This is a genomic window from Alteromonas sp. V450 (assembly GCF_001885075.1).
In the GTDB taxonomy this organism is placed as follows: domain Bacteria; phylum Pseudomonadota; class Gammaproteobacteria; order Enterobacterales; family Alteromonadaceae; genus Alteromonas.
The window spans coordinates 2,066,753-2,079,429 of sequence record NZ_MODU01000004.1 but is presented as its reverse complement, the minus strand read 5'-3'; the positions used below and the strand labels follow the sequence as shown (position 1 = coordinate 2,079,429).

Annotated in this window: 12 protein-coding genes; 9 read left to right on the top strand and 3 right to left on the bottom strand. The window is 41.7% G+C overall.

What is annotated here, in order from left to right; translation table 11 throughout:
* The first annotated feature begins 19 nt into the window (after window positions 1-19).
* The 9 genes from BK026_RS09100 to BK026_RS09065 all read left to right on the top strand — a co-directional run bounded on the left by BK026_RS09100 (window position 20) and on the right by BK026_RS09065 (window position 8,168).
* A complete protein-coding gene (locus BK026_RS09100; RefSeq protein ID WP_071815583.1) occupies window positions 20-1,171 on the top strand; it encodes an efflux RND transporter periplasmic adaptor subunit in 1,152 nt (383 codons plus the stop codon).
* Window positions 1,168-1,872: an ABC transporter ATP-binding protein gene (locus BK026_RS09095; RefSeq protein WP_071815582.1), complete on the top strand. Its 705-nt coding sequence runs from the start codon at window positions 1,168-1,170 to the stop codon at window positions 1,870-1,872. Before BK026_RS09100 ends, BK026_RS09095 begins: the two co-directional genes overlap by 4 nt.
* The gene (locus BK026_RS09090; protein WP_071815581.1) at window positions 1,865-3,103 is read left to right on the top strand and encodes an ABC transporter permease; all 1,239 of its coding nucleotides are present in this window, start codon (window positions 1,865-1,867) and stop codon (window positions 3,101-3,103) included. The genes BK026_RS09095 and BK026_RS09090 overlap by 8 nt, the downstream gene beginning before the upstream one ends.
* Window positions 3,104-3,281: 178 nt before the next feature.
* Window positions 3,282-5,402, top strand: a complete 2,121-nt coding sequence (locus tag BK026_RS09085; protein ID WP_071815580.1) for a winged helix-turn-helix domain-containing protein — start codon at window positions 3,282-3,284, stop codon at window positions 5,400-5,402.
* Between the two features lie 831 nt (window positions 5,403-6,233).
* A complete protein-coding gene (locus tag BK026_RS19505; RefSeq protein WP_143142109.1) occupies window positions 6,234-6,437 on the top strand; it encodes a hypothetical protein in 204 nt (67 codons plus the stop codon).
* A gap of 10 nt (window positions 6,438-6,447) precedes the next feature.
* Window positions 6,448-6,651, top strand: coding sequence for a hypothetical protein (locus BK026_RS19500; RefSeq protein WP_143142108.1), 204 nt, complete (start codon window positions 6,448-6,450; stop codon window positions 6,649-6,651).
* A 10-nt stretch (window positions 6,652-6,661) separates the two neighbouring features.
* Window positions 6,662-7,336, top strand: coding sequence for a helix-turn-helix transcriptional regulator (locus BK026_RS19910; RefSeq protein ID WP_071815577.1), 675 nt, complete (start codon window positions 6,662-6,664; stop codon window positions 7,334-7,336).
* Window positions 7,337-7,367: 31 nt separating this feature from the next.
* Window positions 7,368-7,523: a hypothetical protein gene (locus BK026_RS19650; RefSeq protein ID WP_177247899.1), complete on the top strand. Its 156-nt coding sequence runs from the start codon at window positions 7,368-7,370 to the stop codon at window positions 7,521-7,523.
* A gap of 9 nt (window positions 7,524-7,532) precedes the next feature.
* Window positions 7,533-8,168, top strand: coding sequence for a hypothetical protein (locus BK026_RS09065; RefSeq protein WP_071815576.1), 636 nt, complete (start codon window positions 7,533-7,535; stop codon window positions 8,166-8,168).
* 131 nt (window positions 8,169-8,299) lie between these two features.
* Here the strand turns inward: BK026_RS09065 and BK026_RS09060 are convergent, their stop codons facing one another.
* The 3 genes from BK026_RS09060 to BK026_RS09050 are packed head-to-tail and all read right to left on the bottom strand — an operon-like array spanning window position 8,300 to window position 12,620.
* Window positions 8,300-11,548: a response regulator gene (locus BK026_RS09060; protein WP_071815575.1), complete on the bottom strand. Its 3,249-nt coding sequence runs from the start codon at window positions 11,546-11,548 to the stop codon at window positions 8,300-8,302.
* A gap of 32 nt (window positions 11,549-11,580) precedes the next feature.
* Entirely contained in the window at window positions 11,581-11,784 is a 204-nt protein-coding gene (locus BK026_RS09055) for a hypothetical protein (protein WP_071815574.1), read from the bottom strand.
* A 2-nt stretch (window positions 11,785-11,786) separates the two neighbouring features.
* Complete coding sequence (locus tag BK026_RS09050) at window positions 11,787-12,620, bottom strand: SAM-dependent methyltransferase (RefSeq protein WP_071815573.1); 834 nt, start codon at window positions 12,618-12,620, stop codon at window positions 11,787-11,789.
* Window positions 12,621-12,677: the final 57 nt, after the last annotated feature.

Below are 12,677 nucleotides of genomic sequence, written 5' to 3'. Positions count from 1 at the left end.
ATAAGAACAGGTGACGATTATGAAAAAGGTGATAAATGTAGTTTTAATATTAATCTGCGTTGGGTGTCTAATAGGGTGGACATATGTAAAGCGCGAACATATTGAGGTTAAGCTTGATGTTGCCGAAGTAGGCAAGCAAACACTTCAAGACAGTGTCCTCGCGTCAGGAAACCTAATATTCAATACGCAAGTTAATATCCGTTCAGAGTTGACCGGCCGCGTTATTGATGTGCCGGTTTTAGAAGGGCAGTATGTGAAAAAAGGGCAGGTTTTACTAAAACTTGATCCTGTGTCTTTTGAGGCGGTAGTGCGCAATCAAGAAGCAGCCTTAAATGTTCAGAAAATGGAAATCGAACTGGTTGTTAAGCAAAGAAACGAGCTTGCAAGGCAGCTAGGTAGCCACGAAAAACTGTTACAAAAGGGGCTAATTAAAGAAGATGCCGTTTACAGTTTGCGCAGTCAGTTAAGTATTAAAGAAACTGAGCTTGATACGGCAAAAGAGCGATTGGTACAAAGTAAAGCTAACCTTCAACAAGCAAAAGATCAGTTAAACAAAACGACGATACGTGCACCAATGGACGGGATGCTCGCGTCGGTGGATATTAAAGTAGGCGAAACTGTCATCGCTGGCACGACGAATATCATTGGTTCCGATCTCATGACCTTGGGCGACCCAAGTATGATCCTTGCAGAACTCCGTGTAGATGAAGCTGATATAGGCAACGTTAAGCTGGGCCAACAAACGTTAATTTATTCCGCTTCAGAGCCAAGCCAAGCAATAGTAGGAGAAATATCTGCCATTGGTACGTCAGCGCGAAAATTAGGAGAGGGGAACGGCCTTTCTTTCCAAGTAAAAGTCTTGCTCCCTAATCAGAAAAAACGGTTATTTCCTGGTATGAGCTGCAGAGCTGAAATAGTCGTCACCGAAAGCAATCTGCAGCAGACGGTACCAATATCTGCCATCCACCAAAGTGAGAATGGTGCTTATGTATGGGTTTTGGCGCATGGAAAAGTTACGAAACGTGCAGTTGAAACCGGGCTTTCAAATGACACCCATCAAGTGATCAGCAAGGGATTAGAAGCGGGCGAAACCGTTGTAATCGGGCCAAGCCGACTAGCAGCGCAACTCCAAGATGGACAATCAGCAACTGCCGATGGGTATCAGTCATGAACGAAGATGTCATAAAACTGACTGACGTTTCCAAACGATACGTCGTTGGCGAACAAGAATTTCATGCGTTGAAATCGACGAACCTTACCATCAAAAAAAATGAGTATGTTGCAATTACAGGGCACTCCGGATCAGGTAAATCTACATTACTAAATGTGCTAGGCTGCCTGGACGAACCCTCTACGGGTACTTATTCCTTAAATGGTATAGATACAAATGATTGCGACGAAATAGCCCTTTCTCAGGTGCGCAATAAAGCCATAGGCTTTATTTTTCAAAGTTTTAATCTTTTACCGAAAATAAGTGTTCTTGACAACATACAGCTGCCGCTTGTTTATCAGGGGGTTGCTAGAAGAAAAAGGTTAGAGAAAGCCTATCATTTTTTAGAAAAGGTAGGATTGGCAGATAAACGATGCCATTTGCCAAACCAACTTTCTGGTGGCCAGAGGCAACGTATCGCTATCGCCAGGGCATTGGTAACAGAGCCCGCTATTTTACTTGGTGACGAACCTACCGGGAATTTAGACAGTGAAACAACGGCAGAAATAATGCAGCTTTTTCACGAGCTTCACAGAGAAGGCCATACGTTATTGCTTGTTACTCATGAAGATGAGATTTCGGCACAGTGTAAACGCGTTTTGAAACTCAAAGACGGTCTACTGATAGACGACTATTATCAGGAGCAAAAACAGTATGCTTAATCCAATGAAGCTTTTATTTGAAACATCCAGCGCGGCAGTTAAAGCAATACATTCGCATGGGTTACGCAGTGGACTAACGACGATAGGTATTGCCGTGGGTGTGGCAGCAGTAATAGCAATAATTGCTATTTTGGAGGGAACAAGCGCATCTATTAAAGGCGAGCTAGCAGATTTAGGTAGCGACATGGTGACGCTTAAACCGTTTACTAATACAAACGATACTATGCTAGGTGTGACCAATAAGTTGTCTTATAACGACTATACGTTACTTAAAGGGAAGGTTTCAGGTGTTAAAGATATGACCGTGTCAACAACACCTTTTAGTTTGAATCGTAGCGTGTCTATCGGGCAATTTAGCACAGTCACTCAAATAATAGGCACTGAAAGTAGCTATCAAAATGTGATCAATGTATATCCACAAGCAGGCCGATTTATCAGCCCAAGCGATGACAAAAGGCGACGAAGAGTTGCGTTTATTGGTGCTAGCGTGGCACGGCAACTTCAGATCCAAGATGAACCCATCGGAAAGTTTATCAGCCTTGGTGGCGACTGGTTTAAAGTGATTGGTGTTGCGGAGAAGCGAGGAAGCCTATTTGGTTTCGATCAAGATAATTATGTTGTTACGCCATTCTCCACTGCGAAGTCACTTTTTGGCGAAAACGCTACGTCGAATATTGAGATAAAATTTAACCCCGAAAAAGGCAGTGACCTCGCCGTTATTAAACAAAAAATGACTCGCCTTTTGAGACAGCGTTATAACCTAGCGGACGGCGCGCCAAATAACTTTGAGTTTACAACAGCTGAAAAAACAAAGGCGCAATTTGATAACATCATCAATTCGGTCACATTGGTAGCAGGCTGCGTCGTGGGTGTAAGTCTTTTGGTAGGGGGCATAGGGATTATGAATATTATGCTGGTGTCAGTAACCGAACGCACGAGAGAAATTGGAATACAAAAGGCATTAGGTGCAACACCGAACTACATTTTGTCTCAATTTATTACAGAAGCAGTACTTCTGTCTTTGCTAGGGGGGGTAGTAGGGGTTGCTTTGGGTTATGCATGTGCACTATTTGCGAGCCTTTTGGTGCCGTCATTCGGTGATGTTGCCGTACCGTTTTGGGCTATTCTATTGTCGTTTGGCTTTACAACTTTCATCGGCATTATTTTTGGCATTGCGCCCGCGCTCAAGGCTAGTGCTTTAAATCCAATAGATGCATTGCGATTTGAGTAATCGAAATACATGATTTCTTATCCTAAAGTAGAAGGAGATTCCCAAATAATACGTTGACTTTCGATACTATAGTGGTAGTTTTTTTATTAGGACAAGGTGTCAATTGCAGGTCGGAAATCATACTTTCTATTGTCGACTGTAAAACGACTACAATATTAAGAAGATCGGGTCTTAATTAATGAATTCCGAACCGCAAAGTATGGTCGAAGTTAAATCGCCTGTCTCCGGCTATCAAGTAGGTGCATTCGTTCTGTATCTCGGTCCGAGAATGCTTACTCTTAGAGGCGAGGAAATCAGCCTAGAGCCAAAGGTTTTTGATGTACTCGTCTATCTCTGCGCCAATCATAATCACTACGTGTCAATACAAGAGCTTCACGACAATGTTTGGGAAGGTCGAATTGTAAGCGACGCAGCTGTTCGTCGGTCTGTAAGCAAGTTGCGTTCAATCTTATCGCTTGATACAGAGATAGAGCAATACGTTAAGTCTGCTCACAAACGCGGCTACATTTTAGATTGCGAACTGTCTATTCTTTATGAGCAGACGCCGCCACCTATACGTCAGTCCGCCTCGCACTTGAAGGTTGGAAAAGGCAATTGGAATAGAAAGCAATATGTTGCCATTCTTAGCGCAACGCTTATTTCGGCAGTGCTTCTTTCCTACATATTGTGGCATAACGCCGATAGTAGACCGCCCATCTTCGACATAGCGAAAGCGCCAACAAATATTATTGATTACCCAGGGGAGAAATCTCACGTAGCGTTGAGTAAAGATGAGACTTTGCTTGCCTTTGCAGGAAAAGTTGTAAGCTATCAAGGGTTTCAACTTTTTGTAAAAGAGCTATCAACAGAAGCTATAACGCAACTGACATTTGATGAACGTAACGTGGTACGTGTTGCTTTCTCCGCTAACCAAGAGCAACTCGTCTATATTGATATGACGCCTGGTAATTCAAGGCTTAAGCAACTAGCTATTTCGCCTGTGACCAGTTCAAGCGAGCCCGAAATATTGGTTGACAATTTCTACATACTTTCTGACCTTTCTATCATGCCTGATGGTACAGGCATTGTGTTTAATGGCATGGAAGATAAAACACAGTCCAGCCAAACCTATTTTTACGATTATGCCACTGCCAAAGTTAGTGAACTCATTACTGACTTTAGCGAGAACGCCCATGACTATAAAGCCGAGTTGTCTGATGACGGGGCGTATTTGGCAGTAATTACCGCGCTAAATTATTCCCAGGAGCAGCGGATCACGGTCTATAACATGGAAAACCAAAAAATAGTTAATCGTTACTACCACGATAAACACATTTTTGAAATGAAGTGGTTAGACGACGAGGCCCTCCTGCTTTTGGATGAGTACAGTATTAACGTTATTGACTTTGGCACGGGAAAAAAAGAGTTAGTTAAGCTGAATGACAGAAAGCGCATGCGCTCGTTCGACGTGCTGCGTTCAGGTGATTTAGTGACTCTAATTCAAACGAATGCCGGCAGCCTATTTCTTGAAGTAGACAGCGAAGATTTTAACCTTTCGACACAAAATATTGTTGCGCATAACGATGAAACCTTGGAGCAAGTCTTATTTTTTGGTGATGCAAATGACAAACTGTACCTAAGAAAGAAAGACGATACCTATCGTTTAACCGTGAAAAAGCATACCAATCAGACAGAGAACGAAATTCTCAAAACATCGCTAGAACTCAAGTTATTCGATGTAGCTCGCGATGCTAGGGAAGTGTTAATTGCCTTAGACGGTTTACTTGCTCTGTTAGACGTAAAAACGAATGCGATAACTTACATAGAACCGGATCGTCAAACCTTACTTTTTGACGGTATGTTGTCATCACAAACGGGCATTGTGTTTTATGGAGCGAAAACTCGAAATGGTTGGTCAATTAAACGCTACAATGCCAATACGGGCGAGCGAAAAACGGTTGCTGGAGGATTCAAATCGGTCAGAGAATACTCGGAAGGCTTCGTTTTAATTACAGAGCTAGGGGAGTTCTACACCAGTGACCCGGGCTTTAACAACATTTCCCCCCTAAACCAAGCTGTCCCGCTTGATTCCGAAACACTATGGTTTGTGCGTAACGACAGGTTGTTTTGGAGCGAGTTTAATGGCAAATCTATTTCGTTCGCTAATCTTGATTTGATTGATGGGCAAAAACTCGTTTCGAGTTTTGACGGTTCTCAATTTAGCACTGACTTTGACATCGACCCCAGTGGGCAACGAGCGCTATTGAAAGGCCGAAAATTCCCTGAGACTCAAGTTACCTTGCTTGACCTAGCACGTTAGTTATTTCTTTCTGATTACCACGTTGGTCTACCTTTAATTGTCAATAGCGCCATATCGGTTCCAAAATACCGAATACCAGTGCAAAACGATGTCGCCTACCTTTAAAGCGCCGGTAGGTTTGTTGGCAACACGTGATAATGCAGAATTGGCGCTCCCTTTCAAATTCCCATAATAAAACTAGGAAACGTGCCAGGTCTCGAGAGCATGCTAAGCGTGTCCGTGCTCTTTGTTGCATCCTACTGATATAGAACCGCTCTACCTGCGTTAACACGCTGCGAATATCAATATCTTCAGCCGCGCTAAGTGAGAAGTTATTTATGTGCAATGGTATGACTAGCGCATCAAAAAACACGTTTTTTACTTTTGTCCAAATAAAAAAATAGGTTCATTCGCTCTTCTTTCTTTAATTCTTGCAAAAGTAACCTCATAAGGTTTTAAGTTAAGTTGTTGATTTAATAGTTTTTAATTTGTGACCAAAGTGAAACCATGTGTAACCAACGTATGATTTCACAATCAACACACAAGTATTACAAAAAAGTGCCGCGTTGGTTCTTTTAGTTCTCGCAAACTTTTCCTAACTTGGATTCATCAACAACACGGGAGAGAAACATGAAAAGTACGAACGCACACAACACCAACAAGTTATTAAATTTTGTAATGGCTATCGCTTTAGTTTTAGTCGCAACGTCCACAGCGAGCGTTCCAGCTCACGCAAGTGAGAAAAAAGAAACTAAGAAAGTTCCTATAACAAAGCCTAAGCCACCGGTTATGCGTCCGAAACATACCGTTTGCATATTGCTTCCTCAACTCTGTAATAAGTAAGGATTAAAAATGAAAAATTCAAATGTTGAAGTGGGTAATAAGAAGAAGCTAACAACAAGCGCAATAGTCGTGTCTGCTCTTTTTTCATTGTCATTGCTAAGCTCGCCAGCATTAGCAGACAAAAAGAAAGCGCCGGTGGCAAAACCTAAGCCGCCGGTAGAACGCCCAACGCACACGGTTTGTATATTGCTACCTCAACTCTGTAATAAGTAAGGATTAAAAAATGAAAAGTTCAAATGTTCAAACAGGTAACAAAAAGAAGCTAGCAACAAGCGTAATAGTCGTATCTGCTCTTTTATCATTGTCATTACTAAGCTCGCCAGCGTTAGCGGAGAAAAAGAAAGCGCCGGTGGCAAAACCAAAGCCGCCGGTAGAGCGCCCAACGCACACGGTTTGTATTTTGTTACCTCAACTCTGCAATCGTTAAGGATATAGAAATGAAAACAATTGAATTTTTTGTAAACCGTTTAAAGCACATTCAAACACAAGCAGAGTTCAATCGATTTATAAATGTGATAGGGAATACTGATTCGTTTCTCTGGGCTGGAATGGTTAATTACAGAATTGAAACGCCTTCGCAATCCATGGTGACTATGCAAGGGCAAGTGCCGGAAGCTTTCTCGTATTGGCTAAAAAATAGCATAGAGCTTCGCAGAATAAGCAGGGCAAACGTAGTACCACAATGTATTCCTAAACAAGACCTTGAGGGAGTATCAAACGACCCGAACTTTGCGGGCTTATTACTTGTGCCGTACTCCAGTATTGGCACTGAGCATGGCTTTTTAATCTTTGCACTAGATGAACAGCTATTTGGTGGAAACAGCGAGCGATTGGAGAAGTTGGGGTGGTTTTGGTCGATCATTGTACCGTACGTTTACGAGGCACATTGTCGAGTCTACGCAAACGAAGTTGCAAGTATTACAAAACGCGAAATGGAATGTATTAGTTGGGCTTCAGAGGGAAAGACATCTTGGGAAATCAGCAAAATTCTTAACATATCAGAACGTACAGTAAACTTTCACCTTGCTAACTGTATTCAAAAAACGGGCAGTGTTAATCGGCAACAGGCAATTGCCAAATGCTTACTGCAAGGTCATCTAATGTCGGCCTAGAAAGTCAAAACAAATGGTTTGGGAGATTGTAATGAATATAGATAACGAAAATTTTGAAATTTATAGACACGAGAAAGATCTCAGCGATTTAGAGTATTACTGTATGGAATGCATGCGCGATTTCACGGTTGATGAGTTTGAGGTGGATGAAATGGTGCGCAATGGCGAGTTTTCTTTGGAGCGATAAGTATAAGTCATGATAAATGATTTCGATAAACATCAGCGAAGCTGGTTCAAGGAACGAACGCTTCGCCTAGGAATAATTATTTTACCCGTAGCATTAATTCTCATATTGCTACTGCTAATCCTGACTGATTTTAGCGGAATAAAAGGAAAGGTAAGTGGTGAAAATTATATTCCTGTAATTGCAAACATAAATGCAAAGACTGCAAGCCAAGAAGTTAGTGACGGGGAAAGAGTAGAACAAGGAGACGTATTGTTTCGACTATTTAACCAGAACACTAATTTAGAAACGCTTGTTAAAGCCGAAGGAGCAGGCTTGTTTTACGGAGTAAATGCGAATTTTGACGGTGTTGAGCAAGGTCAAACATTAGGGTTTGTAAAATATAATCAACCATCAAATTTACTCCACTTACAGTTGGAGCGAGGACAACAACACCTGTTTAATATTGGTGACAACGTTATTCTCTCGCGAAACGAAGAACTATTAGAAGGCACTATTACCCTACTGTTAGGAGAACGAGAGCAGGGAAGCGGACAAAAAATAGGAATAGCGTTTGCACCACACGCGCCAACAATAAAGCTTCTACCGGGCACTGAATTTGAAATAATTCTGCCAAAACAACTTTCTGAGGTGTCGCAAAGAAAATAAAAATTTGTTACTCAGAGACTCTCGTTAACGGATAACAAAGTTTAAGACTTTAAGTTTCGTTTAGACTAAACGACGCTTGTAACAAAGAGGGGGACATAACTAGTAGTGGCGAGCTAATGCCGAAACGTTGGTTACTTATGTTCGGAAATTTTATTGTAAATCGTTACTAGAACAGCATGAAATAGTTCTAAATGTTTGTGGAAGTGCTGAGCGCTAACATCGGTATCATTTTGAATAGCCAATTCTATAGCACTTGCAAGTTCTGCCAACGCATATGCCCCAATGTACCTGAGTGCCGTCGTGTACATGTGAGAAATACGCATAATTGACGTATAGTCCTTTTTCTCGATGGCATCGCGCAACTTGTCTAATTCGCACCGTAAATCCATGAAGTCACTTATTACTTGTGCATAGAGTGCTTCGTCATTGACAAATTGAATCATAGCTTGATTTTTATCTATTGTACCAAGTGTTTTTTCATCTAGAGTGAGGAAGGGTTGAGAACCATTAGGTGGTGAGTGGGGTAATGCAATGCCAGGCACTTTTGAAGATTCTTCTTGTAATGCGTTTTGAATCACTTCATAAAAGAGGTGAGGTTCAATTGGCTTATTGATGTGGCCGCACATACCCGCAGCTAAGCTTTTCTCAATGTCTTGCTGCATGGCATGGGCGGTCATTGCTATTATAGGTAACGAGAGTTTTAATTTATCTCGAATTGTTTCTGCCGCAGTAAGGCCGTCCATGATCGGCATTTGAATATCCATCAACACTAGGTCGAAGGCGTTGTCTTTTTCCAGTGCTGCAAGGGCTTCTTGACCATTATTCACAACGGTTACTGAAGCGTGAGTGTCTTTAAGCAACCCCAGCGTCACTTTTTGATTCAACGTATTATCTTCTGCGTAAAGTATTTTTATGCCCGATAGATTTGGAATTTTTGTACTGTCTTTCGCAACAGATTTTTGATTAATGTTCAAGCTCACTTCTTGTAATTTATCAATTAGCTCACTTGTTCCAAAAGGCTTTTTAATAAAACTGTTTATGCCTAATTGAAGTCCTTGTTCACGCATGCCTTGTGATTCAGAAGAATACAGAACGATGATTTTGGGTGGCCTTTTATGAATCACTTGATGGGTGATTGCTGCTACTTCTAAACCATCTATATCTGGCATATTCCAGTCTAAAATAAGCAAATCGTATTGCTCGTTTTGTGCGCTAGCTGCACGTATTTTAGTAACGGCGTCTTCACCCCCTATGGCTACATCAGCTTGAATGTTTGCATAAGATAACGCTTCACAAATTGCGTCTCGAGAATCGCTTATGTCATCTGCTACAAGCACTCTCAATGACGATAACTGTTTTGATGGAGACACAAGTTTACAGGCAGGATCCTGTTCCACCAGTACAGTAAAGAAAAAGCTAGCGCCTTTACCTATTTGGCTTTCTACCCAAATATTTCCCCCCATTAGCGCAGTTAATTGCTTGCATATAGCAAGCCCTAAGCCGGTTCCGCCGTAGCGTCTTGAAATTGACTCATCGCCTTGATTAAAAGGGTTGAACAGTTTTGACTGCTGCGTTTGACTCAATCCTATCCCGGTATCTTTTACCTCAAATTTCAATTGAACTTTGTCGTCGATACGGTCGCTCTTTATACTGACCGCAATCAAGCCATCTTCTGTAAATTTCAATGCGTTGCTTACTAAGTTGCTAAGCACTTGCTGGATCCTAAGCGGGTCGCCTAGCAAGTTTAACGGCACATCTCTTGAAATATGCTGAATAAGTTCTATATGCTTTTCATCGGCTTGCGCTAAATGTAGACGTATAGTCTGATTCACCAGCGAGTCTAAATTGAAAGGTGTAGATTCAATATCGAGTTTACCCGCTTCAATCTTTGAAAAGTCTAACAAGTCATTGATTATTCTGAGTAGGGTCTGCGAAGCTCCTTCAATTTGTCGAAGGTTAGTTTGCTGTTCTAGATTTTCTGCCGCGCGCTGCGATAATTTAGTAAGGCCTATTATGGCATTCAATGGCGTGCGTATTTCGTGACTCATGCGGGCTAGAAAGTCAGACTTCGCCTTGGTTGCTTTTTGTAAATCCTGGGTTAAATGGTCAAGTACTTTTCGCTGCTGTCGCGTTCTCATAAGTAGAGTGATAACCAAACCTAATGAGCAAATTACGCCGATAATAAAGTAGGTTTGAAGTGTATTTTGTTTTTGCTGGGTAAGGTTTCTTTGCTCTTTCAACTGATTATCTTTTTCTAGCAGCTTTATTGTCTCCTCTTTTTCAGACACTGCTAGACGAACACGATTTAATGCAAGTAGTTGTGATTGCTGCTCGTTGAAACTTTGTTTATAGGCATCTTTATACTGTTTAGAGTAGTCTAGCGCCGCACGCAAATTACCTGACTCTTCTGATAGGAAAATAAGCTGTTCCAATACATCAAGTAGCACAGTTTTGTCATTTTGAATGACATCTTTGTTGAGATTTGCTTTTAGTTCACTAATAGCTAAGTCGATATCTCCACGCTGTTTGTAAATATCAACCAGCAGCAATAAATACGAGCCTTGGTTGTACTTAAAGCCAATTTTTCTATCTGCTTCTGCGGCTAAATCTAGCCTTTTCAATGCTTCGTTTAAATTCCCTTCAACCACATGAAGCTCGGCTACTGCGTTGTGGATATTGCCGATGAAAGGATAATCAATTTTACTTAGTATATTCTCAGCCAACAGCAAGCTAATTTTGGCGTCTTGAAAATTACCCATTGCCTTTTGTGCGTACCCCTTTACGAAGTAAGCGGCTCCTTCATCCTTTTGGCTTTTCAAACGCTGCGCAGTAACTAAATATTGATTGCCAAAATCAAGCATTTTTTCGTAGTTTCGAAGCGACATATATAAATTTCCCATCGTGCTATAAACTAACAACACGCGATCACTTCCTTCTTCCGCATAGAGGTTTAACGCGCGATCTAATGCCTCAATCGCACTAGCGTGCTCGCCCGATAAATCTAAAATCATCCCTTCTAATCGGAATGACTCGGCAAGTTCGAGTTTGTTGTTGCTTGCGTTTGCCGCTTCTCTGGCTTCGAGCAGGAATGCGTAAGCCAACACATAATCTTGTCGAAAAATAAAATAGTAAGACTTAATATTTAAAAAACGTGCGGCATTGTTATCGTCGGGATATTTAGCAAAATAAGCGTCCAAATCTGAGATGGTTTGATCGACCGAAGGATCATTGTCGATAATACGATTTTTTAAGCCACTAATCAGCGACTGAGGAGATTGCTGAAACTCTGCTGGTGACTGGAGCGCGAGCGCATGCGATGGCACTGCAAAAACAATGACACTCCATATAACCGCTAGGCAATACCTTATAAGTTGGCGCATAGAAAGCGTTAGTTAGCGCGTTTCGATATTAACTAGTAATGAATGATGCGAATGGCTCTGCCTGTGTCATCATAACGACGAGATAGCTCATCCCAGTTTTGTTCTTTAATAAGCTGAATGTCTTTTTCCGCTAAGCCATATGATTGAGCGGTGCCAACAGGATCTTTTTTATAGCTTTCTAGCAATTTACTATCAGTGTCTAAGGCGACCAAAAAATCTATTATTGACTTTGCCATTATTATCTCCTGTTTTGGCTTGTGCTTCTGTATTGCGTGACTTGCTGTTGCGTTAAGCCCAGTTTCGTCAAACGGTCGTGGCGGTATTCAGGCAAACCTAGCGCTGGCACGACGAGTGTTGAGATGAGACTAGGTTGTATACTCTCTAGCTCACTGAGTGGAAACTTCTGGATTTTAGGTTCACATAAGGGAAGTGTTGCAGCTTCGTATAGGATGAGTTCGTGTTCTTTTGGATAATTTTCTCGCAAGATAGCAGCTAGCATAGCAAGTCCTGGTGCAGCGTGAGACGCATTTAATACGCTAAGCGTTGCTTCTCCAACTAAGCCTATCTGCCAGATGATCTGGGTCATGTATGGGTCTATACGGTAATCTCGAAAAAGAAACTGAGTCGCTTCGTACGACTGGCATCCAAATTTAGAAGGGTCTATTCCAAGATCTGCAATCAGGCAATCTTCTGCTGATACGCCAGGAAGCATTTTTGCTTCAAATCCAAGACGCTTCACCCTTTTTAGTGCTTCATGCGAGGGCGATACAAATACACCTGGGTGTCCATAAAACGCTGCGCATACTCTATTGCCATCGATAACTGCTTGAACAATTCTGTCGGCCATTTCCGCGTAGGTAACGGCACGTGATTTACCTTCTTTATAAAGGTCATCAAGTGTGTGTGTATTGGGGTTTAGCGTCTGTACTGCGTGTTCGCCGACTTTGTTCATAATGCCCATGAATACAATATCGGCGTTTTCGATATAGCTTTTGGCTAATAGGGTCATTTGACCTGCAACACTGATCCCTGTGCCAACGATGATAAGCGATCCTTTCTGGGCAGTTTCCATTCTATCCTTCACCACTAGTCGTCCATATTTCAGTCAATACTATAAATTAGAAATTCA

What these genes read in the sequence shown, in the direction of transcription:
- BK026_RS09095 (WP_071815582.1), top strand. Translation starts at nt 1,168, where the DNA reads ATGAACGAAGATGTCATAAAACTGACTGACGTTTCCAAACGATACGTC.
- BK026_RS19505 (WP_143142109.1), top strand. Translation starts at nt 6,234, where the DNA reads ATGAAAAATTCAAATGTTGAAGTGGGTAATAAGAAGAAGCTAACAACA.
- BK026_RS09090 (WP_071815581.1), top strand. Translation starts at nt 1,865, where the DNA reads ATGCTTAATCCAATGAAGCTTTTATTTGAAACATCCAGCGCGGCAGTT.
- BK026_RS09065 (WP_071815576.1), top strand. Translation starts at nt 7,533, where the DNA reads ATGATAAATGATTTCGATAAACATCAGCGAAGCTGGTTCAAGGAACGA.
- BK026_RS19910 (WP_071815577.1), top strand. Translation starts at nt 6,662, where the DNA reads ATGAAAACAATTGAATTTTTTGTAAACCGTTTAAAGCACATTCAAACA.
- BK026_RS19650 (WP_177247899.1), top strand. Translation starts at nt 7,368, where the DNA reads ATGAATATAGATAACGAAAATTTTGAAATTTATAGACACGAGAAAGAT.
- BK026_RS09050 (WP_071815573.1), bottom strand. Translation starts at nt 12,620, where the DNA reads ATGGAAACTGCCCAGAAAGGATCGCTTATCATCGTTGGCACAGGGATC.
- BK026_RS19500 (WP_143142108.1), top strand. Translation starts at nt 6,448, where the DNA reads ATGAAAAGTTCAAATGTTCAAACAGGTAACAAAAAGAAGCTAGCAACA.
- BK026_RS09100 (WP_071815583.1), top strand. Translation starts at nt 20, where the DNA reads ATGAAAAAGGTGATAAATGTAGTTTTAATATTAATCTGCGTTGGGTGT.
- BK026_RS09055 (WP_071815574.1), bottom strand. Translation starts at nt 11,784, where the DNA reads ATGGCAAAGTCAATAATAGATTTTTTGGTCGCCTTAGACACTGATAGT.
- BK026_RS09085 (WP_071815580.1), top strand. Translation starts at nt 3,282, where the DNA reads ATGAATTCCGAACCGCAAAGTATGGTCGAAGTTAAATCGCCTGTCTCC.
- BK026_RS09060 (WP_071815575.1), bottom strand. Translation starts at nt 11,548, where the DNA reads ATGCGCCAACTTATAAGGTATTGCCTAGCGGTTATATGGAGTGTCATT.